General features: G+C 73.2%; 25 protein-coding genes and 1 riboswitch. Of the genes, 15 read left to right on the top strand and 10 right to left on the bottom strand.

The features are described 5' to 3' along the window. Positions 1–2 precede the first annotated feature (2 nt). A complete protein-coding gene (locus tag FXF68_RS20225; RefSeq protein ID WP_148761511.1) occupies positions 3–2,732 on the top strand; it encodes a fumarate reductase/succinate dehydrogenase flavoprotein subunit in 2,730 nt (909 codons plus the stop codon). Here the strand turns inward: FXF68_RS20225 and FXF68_RS20220 are convergent. Next, positions 2,721–3,503, bottom strand: coding sequence for an adenosylcobinamide-GDP ribazoletransferase (locus tag FXF68_RS20220; RefSeq protein ID WP_148761509.1), 783 nt, complete (start codon positions 3,501–3,503; stop codon positions 2,721–2,723). The genes FXF68_RS20225 and FXF68_RS20220 overlap by 12 nt on opposite strands. Further along, positions 3,500–4,444 (bottom strand): bifunctional adenosylcobinamide kinase/adenosylcobinamide-phosphate guanylyltransferase, encoded by a 945-nt coding sequence (locus tag FXF68_RS20215; RefSeq protein WP_148761507.1) that lies wholly within the window; start codon positions 4,442–4,444, stop codon positions 3,500–3,502. The genes FXF68_RS20220 and FXF68_RS20215 overlap by 4 nt, the downstream gene beginning before the upstream one ends. A gap of 65 nt (positions 4,445–4,509) precedes the next feature. Between FXF68_RS20215 and FXF68_RS20210 the strand changes: the two genes are divergently transcribed. After that, positions 4,510–5,373: a DsbA family protein gene (locus tag FXF68_RS20210; protein WP_148761505.1), complete on the top strand. Its 864-nt coding sequence runs from the start codon at positions 4,510–4,512 to the stop codon at positions 5,371–5,373. Positions 5,374–5,428: 55 nt separating this feature from the next. Further along, positions 5,429–5,626, top strand: a complete 198-nt coding sequence (locus FXF68_RS20205) for a hypothetical protein (protein WP_148353041.1) — start codon at positions 5,429–5,431, stop codon at positions 5,624–5,626. Positions 5,627–5,699: 73 nt separating this feature from the next. Here the strand turns inward: FXF68_RS20205 and FXF68_RS20200 are convergent, their stop codons facing one another. After that, positions 5,700–6,701, bottom strand: a complete 1,002-nt coding sequence (locus FXF68_RS20200) for an aldo/keto reductase family protein (protein ID WP_148761503.1) — start codon at positions 6,699–6,701, stop codon at positions 5,700–5,702. 90 nt (positions 6,702–6,791) lie between these two features. After that, the gene (locus FXF68_RS20195) at positions 6,792–7,370 is read right to left on the bottom strand and encodes a DUF3043 domain-containing protein (protein ID WP_148761501.1); all 579 of its coding nucleotides are present in this window, start codon (positions 7,368–7,370) and stop codon (positions 6,792–6,794) included. 132 nt (positions 7,371–7,502) lie between these two features. Between FXF68_RS20195 and FXF68_RS20190 the strand changes: the two genes are divergently transcribed. From FXF68_RS20190 to pspAB (FXF68_RS20165), 6 genes are all read left to right on the top strand, one after another. Beyond that, positions 7,503–8,309 (top strand): PspA/IM30 family protein, encoded by an 807-nt coding sequence (locus FXF68_RS20190; RefSeq protein WP_246178820.1) that lies wholly within the window; start codon positions 7,503–7,505, stop codon positions 8,307–8,309. Further along, the gene (gene pspAA, locus FXF68_RS20185; RefSeq protein WP_148761499.1) at positions 8,306–8,584 is read left to right on the top strand and encodes a PspA-associated protein PspAA; all 279 of its coding nucleotides are present in this window, start codon (positions 8,306–8,308) and stop codon (positions 8,582–8,584) included. The genes FXF68_RS20190 and pspAA overlap by 4 nt, the downstream gene beginning before the upstream one ends. Positions 8,585–8,708: 124 nt before the next feature. Continuing rightward, entirely contained in the window at positions 8,709–9,626 is a 918-nt protein-coding gene (htpX, locus tag FXF68_RS20180; RefSeq protein WP_067884886.1) for a zinc metalloprotease HtpX, read from the top strand. A 3-nt stretch (positions 9,627–9,629) separates the two neighbouring features. After that, positions 9,630–10,199, top strand: a complete 570-nt coding sequence (gene pspAB / locus FXF68_RS20175) for a PspA-associated protein PspAB (protein WP_148761497.1) — start codon at positions 9,630–9,632, stop codon at positions 10,197–10,199. Between the two features lie 68 nt (positions 10,200–10,267). Next, positions 10,268–11,161: a M48 family metalloprotease gene (locus FXF68_RS20170; RefSeq protein ID WP_148761495.1), complete on the top strand. Its 894-nt coding sequence runs from the start codon at positions 10,268–10,270 to the stop codon at positions 11,159–11,161. Between the two features lies 1 nt (position 11,162). Next, positions 11,163–11,759 carry a PspA-associated protein PspAB gene (gene pspAB, locus FXF68_RS20165; RefSeq protein ID WP_148761493.1) on the top strand — a complete coding sequence of 199 codons (597 nt, stop codon included), beginning with the start codon at positions 11,163–11,165 and terminating at the stop codon, positions 11,757–11,759. A gap of 10 nt (positions 11,760–11,769) precedes the next feature. Here pspAB (FXF68_RS20165) and nadA read toward each other — a convergent pair whose 3' ends face one another. Next, entirely contained in the window at positions 11,770–12,924 is a 1,155-nt protein-coding gene (gene nadA, locus FXF68_RS20160) for a quinolinate synthase NadA (RefSeq protein WP_148761491.1), read from the bottom strand. A gap of 239 nt (positions 12,925–13,163) precedes the next feature. Between nadA and FXF68_RS20155 the strand changes: the two genes are divergently transcribed. Both FXF68_RS20155 and FXF68_RS20150 read left to right on the top strand, forming a co-directional pair. Beyond that, on the top strand, positions 13,164–13,526 hold the full coding sequence (locus FXF68_RS20155; protein WP_148353050.1) for a HesB/IscA family protein: 363 nt from the start codon (positions 13,164–13,166) through the stop codon (positions 13,524–13,526). A gap of 145 nt (positions 13,527–13,671) precedes the next feature. Further along, positions 13,672–14,658: a carbohydrate kinase family protein gene (locus FXF68_RS20150; protein WP_148761489.1), complete on the top strand. Its 987-nt coding sequence runs from the start codon at positions 13,672–13,674 to the stop codon at positions 14,656–14,658. 55 nt (positions 14,659–14,713) lie between these two features. Here the strand turns inward: FXF68_RS20150 and FXF68_RS20145 are convergent, their stop codons facing one another. Next, positions 14,714–15,022, bottom strand: coding sequence for a sulfurtransferase TusA family protein (locus FXF68_RS20145; RefSeq protein ID WP_148761487.1), 309 nt, complete (start codon positions 15,020–15,022; stop codon positions 14,714–14,716). Continuing rightward, the gene (locus FXF68_RS20140; RefSeq protein WP_148761484.1) at positions 15,019–16,311 is read right to left on the bottom strand and encodes a cysteine desulfurase family protein; all 1,293 of its coding nucleotides are present in this window, start codon (positions 16,309–16,311) and stop codon (positions 15,019–15,021) included. The genes FXF68_RS20145 and FXF68_RS20140 overlap by 4 nt, the downstream gene beginning before the upstream one ends. A gap of 181 nt (positions 16,312–16,492) precedes the next feature. Between FXF68_RS20140 and ctaC the strand changes: the two genes are divergently transcribed. The 4 genes from ctaC to FXF68_RS20120 all read left to right on the top strand — a co-directional run bounded on the left by ctaC (position 16,493) and on the right by FXF68_RS20120 (position 20,869). After that, the gene (gene ctaC, locus FXF68_RS20135) at positions 16,493–17,266 is read left to right on the top strand and encodes an aa3-type cytochrome oxidase subunit II (RefSeq protein WP_246178819.1); all 774 of its coding nucleotides are present in this window, start codon (positions 16,493–16,495) and stop codon (positions 17,264–17,266) included. Further along, complete coding sequence (gene ctaD, locus FXF68_RS20130; RefSeq protein ID WP_148761480.1) at positions 17,263–18,930, top strand: aa3-type cytochrome oxidase subunit I; 1,668 nt, start codon at positions 17,263–17,265, stop codon at positions 18,928–18,930. Before ctaC ends, ctaD begins: the two co-directional genes overlap by 4 nt. A gap of 3 nt (positions 18,931–18,933) precedes the next feature. After that, positions 18,934–19,344: a cytochrome c oxidase subunit 4 gene (locus tag FXF68_RS20125; RefSeq protein WP_067884903.1), complete on the top strand. Its 411-nt coding sequence runs from the start codon at positions 18,934–18,936 to the stop codon at positions 19,342–19,344. A 217-nt stretch (positions 19,345–19,561) separates the two neighbouring features. Further along, positions 19,562–20,869 carry a L,D-transpeptidase gene (locus FXF68_RS20120; protein WP_246178818.1) on the top strand — a complete coding sequence of 436 codons (1,308 nt, stop codon included), beginning with the start codon at positions 19,562–19,564 and terminating at the stop codon, positions 20,867–20,869. A gap of 51 nt (positions 20,870–20,920) precedes the next feature. Here the strand turns inward: FXF68_RS20120 and FXF68_RS20115 are convergent, their stop codons facing one another. From FXF68_RS20115 to FXF68_RS20105, 3 genes are read right to left on the bottom strand one after another with little or no spacing between them, the layout of a single operon-like run. Next, on the bottom strand, positions 20,921–22,321 hold the full coding sequence (locus FXF68_RS20115) for a M48 family metallopeptidase (RefSeq protein ID WP_148761478.1): 1,401 nt from the start codon (positions 22,319–22,321) through the stop codon (positions 20,921–20,923). Next, positions 22,318–23,589: a hypothetical protein gene (locus tag FXF68_RS20110; protein WP_148761476.1), complete on the bottom strand. Its 1,272-nt coding sequence runs from the start codon at positions 23,587–23,589 to the stop codon at positions 22,318–22,320. Before FXF68_RS20110 ends, FXF68_RS20115 begins: the two co-directional genes overlap by 4 nt. A gap of 39 nt (positions 23,590–23,628) precedes the next feature. Then, positions 23,629–24,471: a CHAP domain-containing protein gene (locus tag FXF68_RS20105; RefSeq protein ID WP_246178817.1), complete on the bottom strand. Its 843-nt coding sequence runs from the start codon at positions 24,469–24,471 to the stop codon at positions 23,629–23,631. A 213-nt stretch (positions 24,472–24,684) separates the two neighbouring features. Further along, positions 24,685–24,882: riboswitch (cyclic di-AMP (ydaO/yuaA leader) on the bottom strand. Between the last annotated feature and the right edge of the window lie 380 nt (positions 24,883–25,262).

The raw sequence follows: 25,262 nt of genomic DNA, 5'->3' as shown, positions 1-25,262 counted from the left end.
TGATGGAGATCCCGCCCGTGGCGGAGCGGCGCGAGCTGAGCTGCGACGTCCTGGTGGTCGGCGGCGGCACGGCCGGGACGATGGCCGCCATCACCGCCGCCGAGCACGGCGCGTCCGTGCTGCTGCTGGAGAAGGCGCACGTCCGGCACTCGGGGGCCCTCGCGATGGGCATGGACGGCGTGAACAACGCGGTCATCCCCGGCAAGGCCACGCCCGAGGACTACGTCGCCGAGATCACCCGCGCCAACGACGGCGTCGTGAACCAGCGGACCGTCCACCAGACCGCCACGCGCGGGTTCGCGATGGTGAAGCGGCTCGAACGGTACGGCGTGAAGTTCGAGAAGGACGAGCACGGCGAGTACGCCGTCCGCAGGGTGCACCGGTCGGGTTCGTACGTCCTGCCCATGCCGGAGGGCAAGGACGTCAAAAAGGTGCTCTACCGGGTGCTGCGGCAGCGGTCCATCCGGGAGAAGGTGCAGATCGAGAACAGGGTCATGCCGGTGCGCGTCCTGACGTCCGGTGGACGCGCCGTAGGGGCGGTCGGCTTCGACACCCGCAGCGGCGAGTTCGTGACCGTCTCGGCCAAGGCCGTGATCCTCGCGACGGGCGCGTCGGGGCGTCTCGGGCTGCCCGCGTCCGGCTACCTGTACGGGACGTACGAGAACCCCACCAACGCGGGCGACGGCCACGCCATGGCCTACCACGCGGGCGCCGAGCTGAGCGGCATCGAGTGCTTCCAGATCAACCCGCTCATCAAGGACTACAACGGGCCCGCCTGCGCCTACGTCGCGAACCCGTTCGGCGGCTACCAGGTCAACGCGGAGGGGACGCGGTTCGTCGACTGCGACTACTGGTCCGGGCAGATGATGGCGGAGGTCAAGCGGGAGATCGACTCCGCGCGCGGCCCCATCTACCTCAAGCTCACGCACCTGCCGGACGAGACGCTGACGTCCCTCGAAGGCATCCTGCACACCACCGAGCGCCCGACCAGGGGCACGTTCCACGCGGGCCGGGGCCACGACTACCGCACCCACGACGTGGAGATGCACATCTCAGAGATCGGGCTGTGCGGCGGGCACTCCGCGTCCGGGGTGTGGGTGGACGAGAACGCGCGCACGACCGTCCCCGGCCTGTACGCGGCGGGCGACCTGGCGTGCGTCCCGCACAACTACATGATCGGCGCGTTCGTGTTCGGCGACCTCGCGGGGGCGGACGCCTCCGCGAACCTGGGCGAGCGGGCGGCGCTGCCGGAGGACCAGATCCGGGCCGCGCACGAGCTGATCTACCGTCCGCTGCGCAACCCGGGCGGGCCGCCGCAGCCGCAGGTCGAGTACAAGCTCCGCCGCTTCGTCAACGACTACGTCGCGCCGCCGAAGACGCGGGCCAAGCTCGACATCGCCGTCGAGACGTTCACGCGGATGGAGGCGGAGATCGCGGCGATGGGCGCGCGGACTCCGCACGAGCTGATGCGCTGCGCGGAGGTCACGTTCATCCGCGACTGCGCCGAGATGGCCGCCCGCTCGTCGCTGACCCGTACCGAGAGCCGCTGGGGGCTCTACCACGACCGCGCCGACCTGCCCGAGCGGGACGATGCGTCCTGGATGTACCACCTGAACCTGCGGCGCCGGGACGACGGGGCGATGGAGTTCGTCAAGCGTCCGGTCGCCCCGTACCTGGTGCCGGTCGACGGGTTCGCCGTCCCCGAGCCGGGGGAACCGGTGGTGCTCGCGCCGGAGCCGTCCGCGGCCCCCGCCGCCGCTCGCGCGGGCGGCCCGGCGCGTCCGGTCGGGGAGGCGCGGCCGATCGGGCGGTCGCCGCGCCTCCTCGAACTCCAGCGGCTCGCCGAGACCGGGCCCGGCGTCGCCGCGATCGCCCCCTACCTCGACGATCCCGACCCCAAGGTGCGGCGCGCGGCCGTCGCGACGCTCACCGAGGTCGCGCCGGACGGCGTCGGCGGGGCCCTCGCGGCCGCGCTCGGCGACGCGCACGGCTCGGTCCGCCGGGCCGCCGCGACCGCGCTGCGCGAGCTGGTCGAGGTGCTGCCCGCGACCGACGCGCTGCGGGCCGGCCTCGCGCCCGCGCTCGGCAGCCGGGACGCGCTGGTCAGGGCCGCCGTCCTGGACGTCCTGCGCGCCCTGCGGCTCGGCTCGCCGGACGTCTTCGGCGGCGCCCTGCACGACGCCGACCACCGGGTGCGGATCCAGGCCGTCCGGGGGCTCGTCGCGCACGACGCGGCGGACGCGCTCGGACGGGCCGCCGACGACCCGTCCAGGGAGGTGCGGGTGGCGGTCGCGCACGGCCTCGGCACGGTCGGCGACCCGGCGGCGGCCGGGACGCTCGGCCGCCTCCTCGCCGACGGCGACGCGCTGGTGCGGGCGGCGGCGCTGGAGGCGGCCGCGGGGATCGGCTGCCCGCCGCCGCTGGACGACGCCGCCCTCGCCGCCCTGCACGACCCGGCCTGGCAGGTCCGCGCGGGCGCCGCGCGGGGCCTCGCCGCCGCGCCCGCCGACGTCGCGTCGGGCGCGCTCGCCAAGGCCCTGGACGACCCGCACCTGGACGTCCGGAAGGCGGCCGTGCTGTCGCTCGCCGCGTTCCGGGACGTCCCCGAGGTGGCGTCCGCGCTGGACCGGGCCCGCAGCGACCCGGACGCCGACGTCCGCGCCCACGCCCGGCACGCGCTCGCCGACGCCGGGGCGGCGGCCGAGGTCAGGGCAGCGTCGTCAGGGCAGTGACGCCAGGGTGATGAGCGCGGCGGTGGCGGCGACCTCGACCAGCGCGCCGAGGACGTCGCCCGTCACGCCGCCGAGCCTGCGCACGGCCCGGCGGAGCAGGAGCAGCGCGGCGGCCGTGCCGCAGCCGACGGCCGCCGCGCTGTGCAGGGCGCCGCCCAGCCCTCCGGCGGCCGTCCCGGCGGCGACCGCCGCCGCCAGCACGACGGCCGTGGCGGCGACCGCCGCGCGCGCCGGCACGGTGCCCGCCACCAGCGAGCCGAGCCCGCCGGGACGCGCGGACGGGACCCCGGCGCGGCACGCCCACGGCAACGCGAGGCGTCCGGTCACGGCCGCGACGATCGCGGCGAGGGCCGGATGCGGGGCCGCCGCCAGCGCCGTCACCTGGACGAGCAGCGTCAGCAGCAGCGTGACGACGCCGAACGGCCCGATGTCGGACCGCTTCATGATGGCCAGCGCGTCGGCGGCGGGACGGGCGCTGCCGAGGCCGTCGGCGAGGTCGGCCAGGCCGTCCAGGTGCAGGGCCCGCGTCACGGCCGCGCCCACCGCGACCGCCAGCGCGGCCGCGAGCAGGCCGTTGAGATCCAGCAGGTCGCCCGCGATGAGCACCAGCGCGGCGGCGCCGCCGGTGATCAGCCCGACGGCGGGCGCGAGCAGCATGGCCGAGCGCGCGGCGCCCCGGTCGACCCGCCCCGCCCCGCCCGGCTCCGACCGCCCCGGCCCGACCGGCACGATCGTGAGGAGCGTGACCGCCAGCCGCAGCCCGGCGATCATTCGAGCTCCAGCACGCGGCCCGCCACGACGAGCGCCGCCTCCTCGGACTCGGCCGCGAGCCGCTGGTTGAGCCCGCCCAGCAGGTCGCCGAACGCCCGTCCGGACGCCGTCGCGGGGACGAGCGACAGCCCCACCTCCTCGCTGACCGCGACCACCCGCGCCTCAGTCGCGCGCCAGGCGGACACGAGGTCGTCCAAGAGGGGTCCGGCCAGGGACGGGCGCTCCCATGCCCCGGCCTCGTCCATCGCGGCGGCGAGCCAGGTGCCGATGCCGTCCACCAAGACCGCGCCGGTCGCCGACTCCAGCACCCCTGCGAGATCGGTCGTCTCGACGGTGCGCCACCATGCGGGACGGCGGAGCCGGTGCGCGGTGACGCGATCCGCCCACTCCGGGTCGCCGTCGCCGGACGGGCCGGTGGCGACGTAGAGGACGTCCGCGCACGCGGCCAGGCGCAGTTCCGCCTCCGCCGACTTGCCCGACCGGGTGCCGCCGAGCAGGAGTGTCCGGAACGGGCCATGATCAGGACGGCGCCAGAAGGCCGTCCTGCGTTCCAGCTCCGCCGGAGAGGAGACGCGGTGGTCGACGTGGACCGCCAGGATCTCCGTCCTGGACGTCACCGCTCCGACATGGCGCAGATAGCCGAGATGCTCGGGCGAGCCCACCAGATCCAGCAGGACGGCCTCGTACGCGACGCCCCTGACCGGCTCCGGCCTCGCCCCCGGAGCGGCCGCGACAAGGGCCCGTCCGCCGCGCGGAGCGCACACCTCGTAGCCGCCGTGGACGTCCGTGCGCGGCAGGTCGTCCAGCGGGACGCCGTCGACGACCGCGGCGAACGGCCCGTGCCGGGTCCCGGCGGCGCGCAGCCGCCCGCAGGACGCGCACCGGCACCCCGGCTCCGGCCACCCGCCGGGCGCGGCCGCGCCGCGAAGCTCGATGTCCATCTCGACCGGAACTCTACGGTTACGCTCGGCTGGAAGGCTCACGACGTCCCCCCGAGGAGGCCCCGGTGGGCAACCCCCCGAACGCGCCGTGGCCGGGCGGTCCGGCTCCGGGCCCGGGTCCCGGCGCGCAGCCGCCCTACGGCCCGCCGCCGCCCGGAGGCTGGCAGCCCGGACCGTTCGGCCCCCCTCCGCCCCCGCGAAAGGGCGGCGGCGGGCTTGCGCTCCTGCTGGTCGGCGGCGGGCTCGTCCTGCTGCTGGTCCTGGTCGGAGTCGTGGTGCTGGTCGCGCAGGGCGGCGACGACAAGGGCGGCGGGGGCGGAGGGGGCGGCGACGTCCGGCTCCAGGTCGGGCAGATCGCCGGGGGCGCGGAGGCCACCCCGCTCGCCGACGGGAGCCTCGTCATGGCGAGGCCCGGCGTGACGTCCCCCGTCGTCGACATCTACGAGGACTTCGCCTGCCCGCACTGCGGCGCGTTCGACCGCATGCACGACCCGATGCTCAAGGAGCTGGCCGTGGCGGGACGGGCCAAGGTCGTCTTCCACCCGATGGTCATCTTCGGCGAGGGCAACCAGCCCGCGCACGACAACTCCCTGCGGGCGGCGTCGGCGCTGCGCTGCGTCGGCGACGGCGCCCGCTGGCTCTCCTACCAGGACGCCCTCTACGCCCGCCAGCCGGCGAGCCTGGAGACCCAGGGGTACGCGACGTCCGACCTGGTCGCCTACGCCCGGCCGTTCGGGCTCACCGACGCCGGGTTCACGGCGTGCGTCGAGAACCAGCGCTACGCGGAGAGTGTCAAGACGGTCAGCCAGGGCTACATATCGTCCGGCGTGCAAGCCACCCCGAGCGTGCGGGTGAACGGACGGGCCTTGAGCACGTCCGACACCGAGAGCGCGGACGCCCTCCGCCGCGCCATCGAGGCCGCGTCCTGATCCCCGCGCCGGGCGGGACGGGCTAATCTCACCGCGACGAGGGAGGACGAACACGATGGCGTGGAGCTGGCGGCTGGAGAAGGCCGACGGGCGGACGGTCGGCATGTCGGAGGAGACGTTCTCCACCCAGGCGGACGCGGAGAGCTGGCTGGGAGAGAACTGGCGGGGCCTGCGCGCCGACGACGTCGACACGGTGACCCTGCTGGACGGCGAGTCGGTCGTGTACGGGATGAGCCTGCACGACCCTGAATGACCCGTACACGGGCCCGTACGCGACGACGGGGACGAGCCGAGCGGCCCGTCCCCGTCTTCGTTCGCGCGGGCGCTCAGGGGCGCCGCGGCGGGCTGCCGGTCTTGGCCGGGTCGCGGATGACGACCTCGCCGAGCACGTCGTCGATGCGCTTCAGCACGTCCTCGTCCAGCTTGACCCCGGCCGCCTTGACGTTGTCGGCGACCTGCTCCGGACGGGACGCCCCCACGATCGCCGCCGACACGTTCGGGTTCTGCAGCGTCCACGCGATCGCGAGCTGCGCCATCGACAGCCCGAGCTCGTCCGCGATCGGCCGGAGCCGCTGCACCCGGGTCAGCACGTCGTCGTTCAGGTAGCGCTTGATCATGTCGGCGCCGCCCTTGTCGTCGGTGGCGCGCGACCCCTCCGGCAGCGGCCGCCCCGGCAGGTACTTGCCGGTCAGCACGCCCTGCCCGATCGGGGACCAGACGATCTGCCCGACGCCCTCCCGCTCGCACAGCGGGACGACCTCCTCCTCGATCACCCGCCACAGCATCGAGTACTGCGGCTGGCTCGACACGATCCGGTCGAGGCCCAGCTCGTCGGCGATCTTGAGGGCGCGCTCGATCTCCTCGGCCCGCCACTCCGACACGCCGATGTAGAGGACCTTGCCCTGCCGGACGAGGTCGTCGAACGCCCGCAGCGTCTCTTCGAGCGGGGTCTCGTAGTCGAACCGGTGCGCCTGGTAGAGGTCGACGTAGTCGGTCTCCAGGCGGCGCAGCGACCCGTGGATCGACTCCAGGATGTGCTTGCGCGACAGGCCCCGGTCGTTCATGCCGGGACCGGTGGGCCAGTAGACCTTCGTGCAGATCTCCAGTCCCTCGCGGCGCTGCCCCTTCAGCGCGCGGCCGAGCACCGCCTCGGCGCGCGTGCCGGCGTACACGTCCGCGGTGTCGAAGGTGGTGATCCCCTCGTCGAGGGCCGCCCGCACGCACGCGCGCGCCGCGTCCTCCTCGACCTGGGAGCCGTGGGTGAGCCAGTTGCCGTACGCGATCTCGCTGACCTTCAGACCGCTCCGGCCCAGGTTTCGGAACTCCATGGTCACGACCCTAGCCCGCCGCGCACCGGGCGTTCCGCGCCGCCCGTGCGGCAGGCACCCGGACGAGCGTCCGGGAGCGCGCAGGCCGGGTCAGACCTTCTCCTTCTCGCCGACCCGGACCTGCGGGTTCGGCACGCGGAGCCGCCTGATCTGCATGGCGCGCATCGCCGCGTACAACCCGACGCCGCGCGCGTCCTCGTCCGGGTGGCGCTCGGCCGCCAGCCTCTTGATCCCCCGGCTGATCAGGATGCCCTCCACGAACACCGCGACCAGCAGGAACGGCGGCACGAACAGGACCAGCAGCCGGGCCACCGGGATCGGCAGCAGGCTCAGCAGGACGATCGCGAACATCGCGTACATCAGGTACGAGCCGATCGTGCGGCGCGCGTCCACGTAGTCGCGGGCGAGCTTGCGGACCGGGCCCCGGTCGCGCTTGAGCAGGTGCTTCTCGTCGCCCTTCGCCATCCCCGCGCGGGTCTTGGCGCGTTCGGCGGCCTGCCGCTCGCGCACCTTCCGGTACGCCTCCTTGCGGTTGGCCGGGGGCGCGGTGATCGGCTGCCGGCGCAGCTTCTCGGCGTCCCGACGCTTCGGCGTGGGACGTCCCTTGCCTCCCGTCTTTACTACCTCAGGAGGATTCGCCGGGGCTTCCGGGGTACGACGCTTGAACACGGGATCAGACTACCGGCTGCGAACATCGTGGCTGCCTCGCGCGTTAACGCGTAGGGTGATAAGAACCCCAGCAGTGGTCATTGAGCCCAGTTCACGACTGAGGCGACAGCACGAAGGGACCGGCGCCGCGCGATGAGCGTGATGAAGCGAATGTCGATGATCTTCAAGTCCAAGGCCAACAAAGCCCTGGACCGCATGGAGGATCCTCGCGAGACGTTGGATTACTCCTACCAGCGACAGCTGGAGATGCTGCAGAAGGTCCGTCGGGGTGTCGCCGACGTCGCCACCTCGCGCAAGCGTCTCGAACTCCAGATCAACCAGCTGGAGCAGCAGCAGACCAAGCTGACCGACCAGGGCAAGAAGGCGCTGCAGGTGGGCCGCGAGGACCTCGCCCGCGAGGCGCTGACCCGGCGGTCCGGGCTGGAGAGCCAGCTGAACGACCTGCGCGGCCAGTACCAGCAGCTCCAGGGCGAGGAGGAGAAGCTCACGCTCGCCTCCCAGCGGCTGCAGGCCAAGGTCGACTCCTTCCGCACCCGCAAGGAGACGATCAAGGCGACCTACACGGCCGCCGAGGCGCAGACGAAGATCAACGAGGCGTTCTCCGGCATCTCCGAGGAGATGGGCGACGTCGGCCTCGCGATCCAGCGCGCCGAGGAGAAGACCGACACGATGAAGGCCCGCGCCGGGGCGATCGACGAGCTGCTGGCGTCCGGCGCCCTTGAGGACTTCTCCGGCCCGAAGGACGACATCCAGGCCGAGCTCGACCGGATGGGCTCCGGCCCCGGCGTCGACCTGGAACTGGAGCGTTTGAAGGCCGAGCTCGGCCAGGGCCCCGCGCCGAAGGAGCTGAACCAGGGCGGCGCGCCGACGGCCCACCCGCAGCAGCAGGACTCCCCCCAGCAGGCCCAGTGGCCGCAGAACCCCGGGGGTGCGCAGTGATCGTCCGCCTGATGGGCGAGGGGCAGCTCGACGTCGCCGACGCCGACCTGTCCTCCCTCAACACGCTCGACGCCGAGCTGGAGTCGGCGATCGAGTCGGGCGACGAGACCGCCTTCCGCGCGGCCCTGCACGCGCTGCTGGAGAACGTCCGCAAGGTGGGCAGGCCGCTGCCGGCCGACAGCCTGGCGCCGTCGGAGCTGATCCTGCCGCCCGCCGACGCGCACATCGACGAGGTCCGCGCCATGCTGGGCGACGAAGGGCTGATCCCCGACTGAGCGCCGCCGACCGGACCCACCCGACCCGGCGGCAGGGCCGCGACCGGACGGCCAGGCACAAAAACCGGGTCCAGGTCGTTATGACAGGTGAACACGGTGTCGGGCAAGTACAGGGGGTGGCCGCATGGCCAGGACGCGCTATGCCTCCGACCGGGGGCTGACCTCGCGGATGCTCGTGACAATGTTCCTGCTGGGGCTGGTCTACGTCGTCTTCGTGGGGGCGTTCTTCGTCTTCGTGCCGCAGTGGGCCTTCGTCGCGTTGGCCATCGCGGTCGTCTTCCTTCTGGCCCAGTACTTCTTCTCCGACCGGATGACGCTCTTCGCCATGCACGGCCGGGTCGTCACCCCGGACGAGGCGCCCGAGCTGCACGGCGTCATCGACCGCATCTGCGCGATGTCGGACGCCCCGAAGCCGCGGGTCGCGATCGCCGACACCGACGTGCCGAACGCGTTCGCCACCGGGCGCAACCAGAAGAAGGCCGTCGTCTGCGTCACCACGGGGCTGCTTCGCAGGCTCGACCCCGTCGAGCTGGAGGGCGTCCTCGCGCACGAGATGGCGCACGTCGCGCACAAGGACGTCGCGGTCATGACGATCGCGTCGTTCCTCGGCATCTGCGCGGGCCTCATCACCCGGTTCGGCCTGCAGATGGGGCTGTGGGGCGGGTTCAGCCGCCGCAGCAACGACCAGAACACCGGGCTGATCCTGCTCGCCGTGGTCGCGGCGAGCGCGCTCGCCTACGCGGTCAGCTTCCTGCTCACCCGCGCGCTGTCGCGGTACCGCGAGCTGTCCGCCGACCGGGCCGCCGCGCTGCTCACCGGACGCCCGTCCGCGCTCGCCAGCGCGCTGACGAAGGTCACCGGCGAGATCGCCCGGATCCCGACCAACGACCTGCGGTCCGCGCAGGCGTTCAACGCCTTCTTCTTCACTCCGGCGCTCGGCAGGGGCTTCAGCGTCTCGTCGCTGTTCTCCACGCACCCGACGCTCGACAAGCGGCTCGCGCAGCTCTCGAAGATCTCCGCCGAGCTCAGCAGGGGAGTCTGACCCGTGGGTTTCCTCGACACCCTCCTCGGCCGGTCCAAGCCCGCCAAGCCCGACCTCGACCGGTTGTTCGGGCTGTCGTCGGCCGCGATCACGCTGGAGGCCGGGACGGGCTTCAAGCCCACCGGGCAGGGCTCGGTGTGCTTCCGCGCGGCGGAGGGCGGCGCGTTCGCGCGGCTGCAGCGCGACGTCCAGGAGCTGCTGGACGCCGACGAGGGCCCCAAGGTCGAGATCAGCAACGACAAGTACGGCTACACGTGGCTGCTCGCGACGCACAGCCCGGAGGAGCTGCCCGACCTCGTCACCGACCTGCACGCGGTGAACTCGACGCTGGAGTCCGGCGGGTTCGGCCCGCACCTGCTCTGCTCGCTCGCCGGGTTCCGCGGGCCCGACGGGCAGCGGCTCGCGCTCGTCTACCTCTACAAGCGCGGCACGTTCTACCCGTTCGCGCCGCTGCCGGGGGAGAAGCGCGACAACGCGCTCGAACTGCAGGTGCGCGGCGCGGTCGGCGCCGACCTGCCCTTCGAGGACGACCTCGGCCGCTGGTTCCCCGTCTGGGGCGCTCCCGGCCTGTGATCATCCCGTCACGGCCGTCTGTGTCATGAGACGCTGACCGCCTACCCGGAACGTTCTAACGTCCTGTCATGGACAAGGGTCTGGGCTGGCGGATGCTGGCCACGGTGGGTCTTGTCGCGCTCGTGTACGCCGCCGCCGTCCTGCCCGCGTTCCTCGCCGGGCCGGTCTGGGGCGCGGTCGCGGTGGCGGCGGCGCTGGCCGTCGCGGTCTGCTCGGTGCGCGCCGCCGACCGGCTCGCCCTGTACGCCATGGACGCGCGGCTCGTCACGGCCCAGCAGGAGCCGGAGCTGCACGCCGTGCTCGACCGGCTGTGCATGTCGTCCGGGCTGCCGAAGCCGCGGCTCGCCGTCTCCGGCCGGGACCTGCCCAACGCGTTCGCCGCCGGGTCGGGGCCCGGCTCGGCCGTCGTGTGCGTGACCGAGGGGCTGCGGGCCCGGCTGGAACCGGCCGAGGTCGCCGCCGTCCTCGCCCACGAGACCGCGCACGTCGCCAACCGGGACGTGCTCGTCACGGCCGTCGCGTCCTTCCCCGGCATGTGCGCGGGCCTGTTCCTGCGCTGGTGGACGGGCCTCCTCACCGGACGCGGCAGGCGCGGCGCCGACCGCGCCGCCGCCCTGTTCCTCGGGGTTCTCCTGCTGCCGCTCGGCGTCGCCGCGACCGCGCTGGGCGTCGCGGGCACGCTGACCGGGCTCGCGCTGTCCCGGCACCGGGAGCTGTGCGCCGACTCGACGGGGGCGCTGCTGACCGGGCGCCCCGCCGACCTCGCGTCCGCGCTCGGCAAGGTCCACGCGGGGATGCGGGACGCGTCCCGCGGCGACCGGCGGGCGCTGCGCCCGGTCAGCGCCCGCTGCGTGGCGGCGGCCGGCGGCGGGGCGCTCGGCCTGCTGTCCAGCCATCCGACGCTGGAGCGGCGGACGGAGCGGCTCGCGGCCCTGTCCTTCCGGTTCGAGAGCGGCGGCTGACGTGCGGATCCCGGCCGGGCTCCGCGGCCGTCCCGCGCCCGCGCCGCCCGACCTCGACCGGCTGTTCGGCGTCCCGTCCGCCGCGCCGGCGCTGGCGGCGGCGACGGGGCTCGTCCCGTCCGGGGAGGCGGGCGTCTGCCACCGCCTCGTGGAGGGCGGTCCGTTCGGCGCTTTCGGCCGCGCGCAGCGCGACGTCGCCCGGCTGCTCGCCGGGGACGGGGTCCGCGCCACGGGCCTGACCGCCGACCCGCACGGCTGGGGCTGGGTGCGCGTCACCCGCCCGCCGGACGACCTCGACCGCCTGGTCGCCGACCTGCACGTCGTCTGCGCCACGCTCACCGCCGCCGGGTACGGCGCCTACCTGCTGTGCTCGGCGGTCGCGTTCCGGCGGGACGGCGACCGGCAGCGCTGCGCCCTCGTCCACACGCCGGGCCGGGGGACGTTCTACCCGTTCGCGCCGCGCCCGTCCGGCGAGCCGGGGACGGTCCGCCGCAACAACACGGTCGAGACGCGCGTCCGGGACGCGCTGGAGGCCGAGCTGCCGATCGAGCCCGACCGGGCCCGCTGGTTCCCCGTCTGGGACGCCCCCGGCCTCTGACTCCCGTGGGCTAGGGGAGGGCGAGCATCTGGTCGAGGGCGGCGCGGGCGTGGCGGGCGGTGTCCGGGTCCACCTCGATGACGTTCTCGACCCGTCCGGCGGCGAGCGACTCCAGCGACAGGACCAGGTGCGGCAGGTCGATGCGGTTCATCGTCGAGCAGTAGCAGACGGTCTTGTCGAGGAACATCACGTTCTTGTCCGGGTGGGCGTCGGCGAGCCGCCGGACGAGGTTCAGCTCCGTCCCGATCGCCCAGGACGAGCCGGGCTCGGCGGCCTCGATCGCCCTGATGATGTACTCGGTCGATCCGATCTGGTCGGCCGCCGTGACGACCTCGTGCCTGCACTCGGGGTGCACCAGGACGTTCACGCCGGGCACGCGGGCCCGCACGTCGTCCACCGACTCCTTGGTGAACCGGCCGTGCACCGAGCAGTGCCCCCGCCAGAGGATCATCTTCGCGTCCCGGATCTGGCCGGGCGCCAGGCCGCCGTCGCGGCGGTGCGGGCTGTAGACGACGCAGTCGTCCAGCGAGAAGCCCATCTCCAGGACGGCGGTGTTGCGCCCGAGGTGCTGGTCGGGCAGGAACAGGACCTTCTTGCCCTTGGAGTAGGCCCAGTCCAGAGCGCGCTTGGCGTTGGACGAGGTGCACACCACGCCGCCGTGCCGTCCGACGAAGCCCTTGATGTCGGCGGAGGAGTTCATGTACGTCACGGGGACGACGTCGTCCGCGACGCCCGCGTCCTCCAGGACGTCCCAGCACTCCTCGACCTGGTCGAACGTCGCCATGTCGGCCATCGAGCAGCCCGCGCCGAGGTCGGGCAGGATCACCCGCTGGTGGGCGGCGGTCAGGATGTCGGCGGACTCGGCCATGAAGTGCACGCCGCAGAACACGACGTAGTCGGCCTCGGGACGCGCCGCTGCCTTCTGCGCGAGCTTGAACGAGTCGCCGGTGACGTCCGCGAACTGGATGACCTCGTCGCGCTGGTAGTGGTGGCCGAGCACGAACACCCGGTCGCCGAGGGCCGCCTTGGCGGCGCGGGCGCGCTCCACCAGCGCCGGGTCGGAGGCGGGCGGCAGCTCGCCGGGACAGTCCACGCCGCGCTCGCTGGCCGGGTCGGATCCGCTGCCGAGCAGCAGCAGAGGAAGGTCACGCACTGGGGTGGTCACGGCCTCTCCCTTCGCGGCGAGGACTTATCGTCGCTTTGACGACTAATGATGGCACATCCCCGGACGTACCGGCGTGTGACGTAGACCGCACCGTTCCAGGGCGTTAGACGCGGGCGATAAGCGGAATGGGCTTGTAGCGAGGTACGTTGTCCTACGGGAAGGGGCGTGCGACGACGTCCTGGAGGACAAGCGACAGTCCGCCGCAGCGTGCGGCGCAGCGAGACCCGGGAGCTGAACACATGACGGTTTCAGGCGAGACCACGCAGGAGACCACGCAGCAGGGCGTCGTCCTCACCGACGCCGCCGCCGAGAAGGCCAGGGGCCTGCTCGCGCAGGAGGGCCGCGACGACCTTGCGCTGCGTGTCGCCGTGCAGCCGGGCGGCTGCTCCGGCCTGATCTACCAGCTCTTCTTCGACGAGCGGGAGATGGACGGCGACGTCGTCCAGGACTTCAACGGCCTCGACGTGCGCGTCGACCGGATGAGCGCCCCGTACCTGACCGGCGCCACCATCGACTTCGTCGACTCGATCGAGAAGCAGGGCTTCACGATCGACAACCCGAACGCGTCGGGTTCCTGCGCCTGCGGCGACTCCTTCAACTAGGCGGGCGACCAGGCGGGCCTCGGGAGGGGCGGCGGCGGACCACGGGTCCGGGCCGCCCCGTTCCGGTGCCGGGCTGCGCACCGGGCGGGACGTGTGGTGCGATGGGCAGTACTGTTCGACGACCCACCACGAGGAGAGCGACGCCGTGCGCATCGCCGTGACCGGTTCCATCGCGACCGACCATCTGATGACCTTCCCCGGGAAGTTCACCGACCAGTTCCTCCCCGACCAGTTGGACCGGGTGTCGCTGTCCTTCCTGGTGGACGAGCTGGAGATCCGCCGCGGCGGGATCGCCGCCAACATCTGCTTCGGGATGGGGAGCCTCGGCAAGGAGTCGATCCTCGTCGGCTCCGTCGGGGACGACTTCGCCGACTACCGTTCCTGGCTCGAACGGCACGCGGTCGACACGGCGTCCGTGCACGTGTCGGACATCCACCACACCGCCCGGTTCCTGTGCACCACCGACCAGGACCAGAACCAGATCGCCACGTTCTACGCGGGCGCGATGAGCGAGGCCCGCTCGATCGAGCTGCAGCCGGTCGCCGACCGCGTCGGCGGGCTCGACCTCGTCGTCGTCAGCCCGAACGACCCCGAGGCGATGCTGCGACACACCGACGAGTGCCGCGGCCGCGGGCTGGCGTTCGCGGCCGACCCGTCCCAGCAGCTCGCCCGGATGGAGGGCGCGGACGTCCGCCGCCTCATCGACGGCGCCGCGTACCTGTTCAGCAACGAGTACGAGAAGGCCCTCGCCGAGGAGAAGACCGGCTGGACGAGCGAGGAGATCCTGTCCCGCGTCGGCGTCCGGGTCACCACGCTCGGCGCGAAGGGCGTCGTCATCGACCGCGAGGGCGAGCCGGGGCTGCACGTCCCCTGCGTCCCGGTCACCGACGTCGCCGACCCGACCGGCGTCGGCGACGCGTTCCGCGCCGGGTTCCTGTCGGCCACCGCGTGGGGGCTGCCGCTCGAACGCGCCGCCCAGGTCGGCAACGCCATCGCCGCGCACGCGCTCGAAGCCGCCGGGCCGCAGGAGTACTCGCTGAGCCGCCGGGCGTTCCTCGACCGGTTCACCGCCGCCTACGGCGCGTCCGCCGCCGCGGAGGTCGAGCCGCACATCGCCTGCCCCAACCCGTAGCCACGTGACATGAGGAAGGGCCGCGCCGGACGGCGCGGCCCTTCCTCTTCGGGTCTCAGTACGTGCGGCGGATGTGGAAGCCCCAGCCGCCCTGCTGGAGCGTCTCCTCCCAGACGAAGTCCTGCGACTTCATCCGGCACCAGGCCGGGACGTCGGTGCGGGCGGCGGCGTCGTCGGCGAGGACGGCCACGACCTGCCCGACCGGCACCTCCCGGATCCGCTCCGCCAGCATGATGATCGGGATCGGGCACTTGCGGCCCAGCGCGTCGATGACGAGCACCGGCGGCGGGCCGGGCGACGCTTCGACGGGCGGCGGCGGAGCGGCGGGCGCCGCCCCGTTCTTGGCGCGGCCTCTGAACCTCATGGGCGCGACCGCCTCCCTGTCTCGAAGGTGCCCGGGTCCGAGCCGTCCGCCGCCGGGTCGTCCGGCTTCGGGTTCAGCGTCGGGCCGTTCGGCGTCGGGTCGTTCGGTGTCGTCCGGCGGAGCCGGGCGACGACCTCCGGAAGGACGGCGAGGAACCGGTCCACGTCGTCCGCGCGGACGTCACGCGGCAGCGATACCCGCACGTTCCCATGGGTAATCACTCCCATCGCCTCCAGCACGTGACTGGGACGCAGCGTATCCGCCGTGCACGAGCTTCCGGACGAAACGGCGAAACCCAGCCTGTCCAGTTCGGTCAGCAGAGCCTCGCCCTCCACGTAGAGGCACGAGAACGTGACCAGGTGCGGCAGCCTCCGCACCGGGTCTCCCACCACCTGGACGTCGGGGACCGTCCGGGGCACCTCGGCGCGAACGCGGTCGACGAGCGCGGACAGGCGCGGCGCCTCCGCCTCCATCTCCGCCCGGTACGCCTCCAGCGCGGCGGCCGCCGCGACGACGGCGGGGACGTTCTCGAACCCGGGGACGCGGCGCCGCTCCCGCTCGTCGTCCGGCAGCGGCGACCGCCACCGGACGCCCTTGCGGACGGCGAGCACCCCGACCCCCGCGGGCCCGCCCCACTTGTGGGCGCTGCCCGCGAGCAGCGACCAGCCGTCCGGGACGTCCGCCCGGCCGAGGGACTGCGCGGCGTCCACGAACAGCGGGACCCCGGCGGCGCGGCACGCCTCCGCGACCTCCGCGACCGGCTGGACGGTCCCGACCTCGTGGTTGGCGGACTGGAGGCAGGCGAGCGCGGTGTCCGGACGCAGCGCGGCGGTGAACTCCGCCGGGTCGGCCCGGCCGGTCTCGTCGACGCCGACGACCGTCACCTCGCCGCCCTCGCGCTCGTGCGCCTCCGCCGCGTGCAGGACACTGGAGTGCTCCACCGCCGACACGACCAGATGCCGCCCGGTCCGGCGGCGCGCCCGGAGCCCCCCGAGGACCGCCAGGTGCACCGCCTGGGTGCCGGACGAGGTGAACGACACCTCGTCCGCCCGCGCGCCGAGGACCCCGGCCGCCCGCGCGCGGGCCCGGTCGAGGAGGACGCGGGCGCCGCGGGCCGTCCCGTACAGCCGGGCCGGGTCGGCCCAGCCCGCGTCGAGCGCCTCCAGCAGCGCCGCGCGGGCCGCCGGGTGCGGCGGCTCGGTCGAGGCGGCGTCGAAATAGGCGCCGAAACGGGCGCTGCCCGGATGGTCGGCGTCGCGGTGGGCGCCGGGCGTGCTCGGTTCGGCCACGCGGAAACACTAACCGGGCACCCGATCGGGGGTTGCGGCGACCCTCGCGCTAGTGTGTCCACCACACGTGTGACAACTGATCTCTCCGCCCGGCAGCCCGGGCTTTCATCCGTGGGGAAGGCATTCCGTGAGTCCGACCCGCTCTAGGGAGCGGCGTACGCCTGTGCGCAGTCGCCGCGCATTGAAGAGCGCCGGCGCGCTGGCCCTGCTGGCGTCGTCCGCGACCGCGTGCAGCGGCAGCCGCCTCGGCCTGCCCGAGCCGATCAGCGTGCAGGGCGAGCGCATGCTCCACCTGTGGCAGGGCTCCTGGATCGCGGCGTTCGCGGTCGGAGCCGTCGTCTGGGGCCTGATCATCTGGGCGGTGCTGTTCCACCGCAAGCGCTCCAACGACCTGCCGCCGCAGGTCCGCTACAACATGCCGATCGAGATCCTGTACACGGCGGTCCCGTTCGTCATCATCGCGGTCCTGTTCTACTTCACCGCGCGGGACGAGAACTTCGTCGAGAAGACCACCGACAACCCCGCGGTGACCGTCGACGTGACGGGCTTCCAGTGGAGCTGGCAGTTCGACTACAAGGAGAAGGACGCCGCGGGTCAGGAGAAGCTCGCCGCGCGCGTCGTCGGGCAGCCGGTCGCGCCGAACGGCCCGGCCCCCGCCAAGCCGGTGATGACGATCCCCACGGGCAAGACGGTCCGCGTGCGCCTCCACTCCAACGACGTCATCCACTCGTTCTGGGTCCCGGCGCTGATCTACAAGAAGGACGTCATGCCGGGCTACACCAACGAGTTCGAGTTCACCGCGAACAAGACCGGCGTCTATGAGGGCCGCTGCGCCGAGCTCTGCGGCGTCGACCACAGCCGGATGCTGTTCCAGCTCAAGGTCGTGACCCCCGACCAGTACGCCAAGTTCATCGCCGATTCGAAGGCCGCTCTGGCCGCGGGAGGTGCCCAGTGACGGCCATCGGTCACGCACCGAGCGCGTCGGTCGCCGCGCCGCGGACGAGCAAGGGCCGGATCCTCGCGTCCTGGCTCTCGTCCACCGACCACAAGGTGATCGGCTACCTCTACCTGATCACGTCGTTCGTCATGTTCCTGTTCGGCGGCGTCCTCGCGCTCGTGATGCGCGCCGAGCTGTTCAAGCCGGGGCTGCAGGTCGTCAGCAACGAGCAGTTCAACCAGCTGTTCACCATGCACGGCACGATCATGCTGCTGATGTTCGCGACGCCGCTGTTCGCGGGCTTCACCAACGTCATCATGCCGCTGCAGATCGGCGCGCCCGACGTGGCGTTCCCGCGGCTGAACATGCTGGCGTACTGGCTGTTCCTGTTCGGCAGCCTCATCGTCATCGCGGGCTTCCTGACGCCGGGCGGCGCGGCCAGCTTCGGCTGGTTCGCCTACGCCCCGCTGTCGGACGCGGTCCGCTCGCCGGGCATCGGCGGCGACATGTGGGTCATGGGCCTCGCGATGTCCGGGTTCGGCACCATCATGGGCGCCGTCAACTTCATCACCACGATCCTGTGCATGCGGGCGCCGGGCATGACGATGTTCCGGATGCCGATCTTCACGTGGAACGTCCTGCTGACGTCCATCCTCGTGCTGATCGCGTTCCCGGTCCTCGCCGCCGCGCTGCTGGCGCTGGAGGCCGACCGCAAGCTCGGCGCGCACATCTTCGACTCCGCGCACGGAGGCGCGCTGCTCTGGCAGCACCTGTTCTGGTTCTTCGGGCATCCGGAGGTCTACATCATCGCGTTGCCCTTCTTCGGCATCGTGACCGAGATCCTCCCGGTGTTCAGCCGCAAGCCCGTGTTCGGCTACATCGGCCTGGTGTTCGCGACCATCAGCATCGCGGGCCTGTCCATCACGGTGTGGGCGCACCACATGTTCGTCACCGGCCAGGTGCTGCTGCCGTTCTTCTCCTTCATGACGTTCCTCATCGCCGTGCCCACGGGGGTGAAGTTCTTCAACTGGGTGGGGACGATCTGGCGAGGGCAGTTGACCTTCGAGTCGCCGATGCTGTGGTCGCTGGGCTTCCTGGTGACGTTCCTGTTCGGCGGCCTCACCGGCGTCATCCTGGCCTCGCCGCCGATGGACTTCCAGCTCTCCGACTCCTACTTCGTGGTGGCGCACTTCCACTACGTCGTGTTCGGCACCGTGGTGTTCGCGATGTTCGCGGGCTTCTACTTCTGGTGGCCGAAGTGGACCGGCAAGATGCTGAACGACACCCTCGGCAAGGTCCACTTCTGGCTGCTGTTCATCGGCTTCCACGGCACGTTCCTCGTCCAGCACTGGCTGGGCGCGGCGGGCATGCCGCGCCGGTACGCCGACTACGCCAGCGAGTTCCACGGGCTGAACGAGGTGTCGAGCATCTTCTCGTTCATCCTCGGCGCGTCCCTGCTGCCGTTCTTCTACAACGTGTACATCACGTGGAAGCGCGGCAAGCGGGTCGAGGTCGACGACCCGTGGGGCTACGGCGCCTCGCTGGAGTGGGCGACGTCGTGCCCGCCGCCGCGGCACAACTTCAACTCGATTCCGAAGATCCGTTCCGAGCGGCCCGCGTTCGACCTGCACCACCCGCACGTGGGCGCGCAGGGCGAGCTGGCCGGGACGAAGGGGGAGTAGGCGATGCGCGTCCAGGCGTTCATGTTCTACGGGTCCGCGCTGTTCTTCCTCGCCACCGACGTCGTGTACTGGCTCTGGTCGAAGGACTGGACGGGCACGACGGCGCTGGCCCTCGCGGTCGGGCTCGCCGGGCTCATCGGGTTCTACGTGCACTTCACCGTCCGGCGGCTCGAACGCGCCAACGGCGGCCCCCTCTACGAGGACGACCCCGAGGGCGACATCGCGGACGCGGCGGGCGAGCTGGGCTTCTTCAGCCCGCACAGCTGGTGGCCGCTGTTCGTCGGGCTGTCGGCGGCGGCGGTGGCGCTCGGCATCGTGTTCGGCTGGTGGCTGGTGATCCTCGGAGTCGCCGCGGCGCTGCTGTCGACGATCGGTCTCGTCTTCGAGTACTACCGGGGCCATTTCGCGCACTGAGTCCATTTCGTCCTTCCCATTCCCCCGTGTAAGGCCCGGAGATGACCGGGTTTGGGGGCGGCCGGATGAGAATGGTTCACTGATCGGTAAAAGAACCCCATCGAGGGCCGGTGTCCGCTTTTTAGCGGGTACCGGCCTTTTCACATACTGGGCGCCGTTCCCAGCGACCGGGCTGGCAGGCGGACCGATCGCCCAGGTGGACGACCGGGGGGACCACATGCGGGTGAGTGGCTCAGGACCGGGAGACCGGGGACGGCGGGCCGTCGCGGTGCTCGCCGGGGCGAGCGCGATGGCGGTGCTGGCGGCCGGGGCGGCGGCCTGCTCGGGCGGGCCGGACGGCGCGGACGCCGTGCAGTTGACGTTGTCGCCCGCGGGCGGCGGGGGCGGGGCGGCGCTGCGGCCGGACAGCCCCATCGCCGTCCACGCGCACCAGGGGACGATCGAGAACGTGACCGTGTCGGGCGGCGCGGCGCCCATGGAGGGCGACCTGAACGCCGACCGGACGCGGTGGCGTTCCCGCTGGACGCTGGAGCCGGGCGCGACCTACACGGTCGACGCCACGGCGATCGGCAAGGACGGCCGGACCAGGACCGTCACCGACCGCTTCACCACCGCGAAGGTGGCGCAGACGAACGCCGTGAAGATCGAGGCGCCGTTCAGCAGGGAGACCGTCGGGGTCGGCATGCCGATCATCGTGCACTTCAACCGCGCGGTGCAGGACCGCAGGGCCGTCGAGCAGGCGCTGGAGGTGCGCTCGGACAAGACCGTCGAGGGCGCCTGGCGCTGGTTCGGCGACAAGGAGGTCGTGTTCCGGCCGAGGCAGTACTGGCCCGCGCAGACCAACGTGACGTTCCAGGCCCATCTCAGCGGCGTCAGGACCGGCGGGGACGTGTACGGCGGAAAGAACACCGCGCTCGGGTTCAAGATCGGCGACTCGCACGTCTCCACGGCGGGCGAGGACAGCCACAAGATGGTGGTGAAGATCAACGGAAGGAAGGCCCGCACCATTCCGACGAGCATGGGCCGGGGCGGGGCCCGGATGTTCACCACCACCAACGGCGTCCACCTGACGATGGACAAGCAGGACCCGACCGTCATGACGTCCGGCTGGATGGGCGTCGGGCCGGGGAGCGCCGGGTACTACAGCCTGACCGTGTACAAGGCGGTGCAGATCTCCGACAGCGGCGAGTACGTGCACAGCGCGCCGTGGTCGGTGGGGGCCCAGGGCAGCGAGAACGTCAGCCACGGGTGCATCAACATCAGCCCGTCCAACGCCGCGTGGTTCTACAAGATGTCCCAGCGCGGCGACCCGGTGACGGTGACGGGGACGAGCCGCGAGCTCGAACCGGAGAACGGCTGGGGCTACTGGCAGATCGGCTGGAACGAGTGGGTGAAGGGCAGCGCCATGGGACGCTCGGTCTCCACGGCCCCGCATCTGGACGCCGCGACCCTGTCCGCGCAGAAGCAGCAGCGGGAGCGGGACGCGACGAAGCAGGCCGAGAAGCAGCGGGCCGAGGGCAACTGACGTCCCAGGGCCGCCGGGCGGCCCGTCGAGCGGCCCGTCGAGCGGCCCGGCCTAGCCCGGCGGCGGGCGCAGTGGCGCCGGTTCCGGGACGCGGTGCATGCGCGCCCAGTCGCGGGCCATGGCGATCCTGTCGGGGCCCGAGGGATGGGTCATCCACAGCAGGTACTCCATGGCGTCCGGGCTGAGGTCGGAGATGTTGCGCACCGACAGCGCGTGCTGCATCGACACGAACGTCGACGGGTCGCGGGTGAGGCCGAGGGCGTGCGCGTCCGCCCGCGCCTCGATCCGCCGGCTGACGAGGTTCTGGACGGGCGCGCCGAGCTGCGTCCCCGCCGCCACCAGCGCGAGGACGAGCGCGATGGACCGCGGGTCGGCCGCCCCGCCGGCGCGCGCGCCGGTGCGCGGGCCGGGGCCCGGCTCCGGGGCGACCCCGGCGCGCCTCAGGAGGCGCGGAGAGGTCGTCAGGAGGTAGAGCAGGCACACGGCCCCGGACACGCCGAGCGCGCCGACGAGCGTCCCCCACAGGACGTCGTCGCGCTTGGCGTGGCCGAGCTCGTGCCCGACGATCGACTCGATCTGCGGGCGCGGCGACTTCAGCAGCGTGTCGTACAGGACGATCCGGCGCGTCGACCCGAACCCGGACACGTAGGCGTTCAGCGACGTCGTCCGGCGGGAGGCGTCGGCGACGAGGACGTCCTCGACGGGCACGCCGTCCCGCTTCGCCATCGCGAGCAGGTCGGTGCGCAGCTGCCCCCGCGGCAGCGGGTGGAACTTGTTGAACACCGGCTCGACGGCGATCGGGTAGATGAACGACACGAGGACGACCAGCAGGAAGGCGCCCGCGGCGGCGCCTGTCCACCAGTAGCGGGGGAAGCGGCGCGTCACCGCGTACAGCAGGAGCAGGACGATCGTGTAGATGACCCACGTGACGGCGAGGGACTTGAGCTGGTCGACGAGCCACGAGGGCCAGCTCTGCGTGGACAGCCCGTACCGGCGCAGCACCGACTCGCTCCAGATGTGGAACGGGAGCCCGGCCACGCGCAGCAGCGTCGTCAGCGCGACGGCGGCGACGGCGACGCGGAGGGGCCATCGGCGGGTGCGGGCGGTGACCCAGCCGATGAAGCGCGCGCCGAGCGGGGTGAGGCCGAGCACGAGGACCAGCACGAGCCCGGCGGCGAGCCCCGCGTAGGCGGGCGGGTTGAGGGCCGAGTCGAACGACCTGGAGCGGGCGATCTCGGCGGGGGAGAAGTCGAGCGCCGGGTCCGGCCGCGCATGCCCGCCGGGGACACCGCCCGGCAGCGGGTGCCACGGCGTGGTCAGCGCGAGGACGGTCGCGAGCGCGGCGAACAGCACGGCCGCGGCGATCGCGGCGGCGAGCCGGGGGGTCCGCGTGCCGCCGGAGCGGTCCGGGTCGGCGGCGACGGCCCGCCCCTCGTCCACCTCCTCGCTCATGTGAGCTCCCTCTTCAGATAGTCGCGCCACAGGGCGGTGAACCGGGCCCGGTCGAGGCCCAGCACGTCGCGCAGCGCGGTCGCCTCCGGGACGCGCCCGGCCGTCCGGTAGAGCTGTGCGAGCGTGCCCTCACCGTACCGGTCCGCGATCATCCGGCAGGCGAGCCAGGACTCCTGGTACGCCTGGGAGAGGCGCGCGGAGCCCCCGGCGAACGCGGCGGCGGCGGGCAGCGCCGCCGGGACGCGCCCGGCGGCGACGTCGCGGCGCAGCTCGCCCGCCGCCGCGCGGACGCCGATCTTCGCGTCCCGGTAGCCGACGTAGTCGGCGAAGCCCTCGATCAGCCACAGCGGGGTCGTGCGGTCGCTGGCGCCGCCGGTGGCGACGTGGGTCAGCTCGTGGGTGAGCACGACGCCGCGGCCGAGCTTGTTGAGGCGGGCGAACGTGCCGGGGGAGATGACGACCCGGTCCTCGCCGCGCCCGCCGTCCGGGGACGGCGCGGCCGTCGCGAGCGCCGCGATCTGGCCGAGGCTCTGCCCGGGCCCGGCCAGCGCGGACGCGAGCGCCGCGTCCGCCGGGGCCAGCGCGACGACCCGCTGCGCCCAGTCCTTGCCGACGACGTCGCTCACCACCGGGACGGCGGCGTCGAGGCGGCGGGCGATGTCGGCGAGCCCGGTCGCGTCGCCCACCACGAGCGACGCGCGGCCCCTGACGACCGTGAGGGGGCCGCCGTCCCAGATCTCGGCGTCGTCGCGGAACCCGCGGGACGAGCCGTCGCCGACGACCGTCCAGCCGCCGGGGCGCGGGGCGAGCGACAGGTGGCGGGTGCGGGCGACGTCGCCGCGGTCGAAGCCGCGCAGCCGGTACCGGACCTCGACGCGGACGACCGCGACGCCCGCCGCGTCGTCCACCGCCTCGACGCCGGCGACGCGCTCGCGCCAGCCGTCCAGGGGGAGCTTGCGCAGGTTGCCGTACATGCGGGACTGGACGTCCTGGAACGCGGCGGGCGCGGACGCGACCGTCGCCATGAAGGCCGTCCGGTCGCCGCTCCGCACGGCGGCGGCGCGGCCCGCGAGGACGGCCGCCGCGTCGGCCGGGGCGAACGAGCGGGCCGCGCCGTCGGCGTGGGCGCGCGGCGCCGCGTGCCGGCCGGAGCGGAAGCCGAGCACGCCCCCGCCGCCCGCGAGCAGCGCGGCGGCCCCGCCCGCGCCCAGCGCGAGCGCCCGGCGGCGCGGCACGGGGCCGCCGCCGGGGCCGGGTCCGTCCTCCATGCGCGAGATCCTATGCAGCGGCGGGCCGGGAGGGCGCGGTCATGACCGGTAGTCGGGGTATCCGTAGCCGACGATGTCGTCGGCCGAGCGCGTCTTCACCCGGACGGCGTTGCCGGTGTTCCCCTCGACGGCCTCGATCGTGGTGTCGTCCACCTTCTTGATCACCATGCCGACGTGCCGGATGTCGGAGCTGTCCTTGCCGCCGCTCCAGGCGTAGAAGACGATCGCGCCCGGCCGGGGCGTGGTGCCCCACCGGCCGTTCTGCTGGAACCAGCGGGCGTGGGCGACGGTCCAGGCGTCGCTGCCCATCCCGGCGGTGAAGCCGAGCCGCTCGCCGACCCAGGAGATGAACATGTCGCACCAGTTCGCGTCGCCGTAGCCGTCGAGGGAGCCGCCGTCGCGGGCGAGCGTCTCCTGCGCGCGGGACGTGCCCATGTACCACTTCTGGAACTTGGTCTCGCCGCCCGCGTCCTCGGCGACGCCGACCTGCGAGCGGGCGAGCGCGATGGCCTCGGCCGCCGTCGGCCGCTCCGGCTCCGGCGTCTTCTCGGATGCCTGCGGCTCCGGCTCGTCCAGCCGCGGACGGTTGCTCGACGACGCTTCGGGCTGCGTCTTGGAACGTTCCTTCTTGGTGGCCCTGGACGACGGCCGGGACGTCTCGGACGACGCCGTCCGCACGTCCTTCCGGCCGCTCACGGCGGCGGCGGTGGCGCTCGCCGGGGCCGCGTCGCCGGACGTCAGGACGGACGCCTGCGCGGTCGCCGCGGCGGCGCCGAGCACGGCGGCGCCGGCGATCACGCCGCCGGTCGTCCGCCAGGTCAGGGAGAGGGGGGACGGCTTGCGGTGCCGTCCGGAGGTCTTCTTGCGGTGCGCGCCTGGCACGGGGGGATCTCCTCGGCTTCCGGTCCGTCCGCCTGGTCGGCCGCCCGGATCGGCGGCGCGCGGGCGCGGACGGGGGACTCCGGGCGAGCGGGGGCGCCAGCGCGGAGCACGGGGATGGTCACAGCGAGAGGGCAGAAAAAAAGGAGGGCAGGGGAAAGGGAGGGCGCGGCCGCGCGGAGGCGGCCACGCCCCAGGTGACGCTGCGGGTCTCACTCCTCTTCTTCCAAGACGCCTACCGGGTTAGCTGACGGGTTCGGGCGTGGAAGTGGCCCTACGGCGGACTCTCACCGACGTGCGGGAGAGGGCCGCCGATTCACCCCGGTGCCGGAATGCCCGTCCGGGAGGGTGTCCCGGACTCCGGCGGACGTGGGTCCCCGGTTCCGCGCTGGGCGGACTCGGCGCTGCCGCTGCGATCCTGGGGGCGAGATGGGGCCCGGCGCGGGACCTGTCTCCCGCGTGCGAACGAGCGGCGCCTGATGGTGGGCGGACGGCGGCCCGTCGCCGGGGACCGTCCTCGCCCGACCCCTCGGGTCCGCCGCGGGCGGCGCGCTCAGCGCCATGCTCGCGTGAGGCGCGCGTGCGGCGGGTGGGGGGCGCGGTCTGTGCAGACCGGTGCGGCGCCGTGCGGGCGCCGCGCGGACGGCGCGTGGAGCGCGCCGCCGGGGGGAGGCGGCGCGTGGCTCGCACCGCCGGCACGCGGCCGGAAGCGCCGCGTGCGGCCGCGGCGCCTGGTGGGCGTCGCGGGTCCATGGCGCCTGGCGGGCGCCGTGAATGGGGTACAAGGTACCAAA

Origin of the sequence: Actinomadura decatromicini, assembly GCF_008121305.1 — a bacterium.
GTDB classification, from domain to species: Bacteria; Actinomycetota; Actinomycetes; order Streptosporangiales; family Streptosporangiaceae; genus Spirillospora; species Spirillospora syzygii.
The sequence above is the reverse complement of the archived record's forward strand: the minus strand, read 5'-3'. Positions and strand labels throughout refer to the sequence as shown.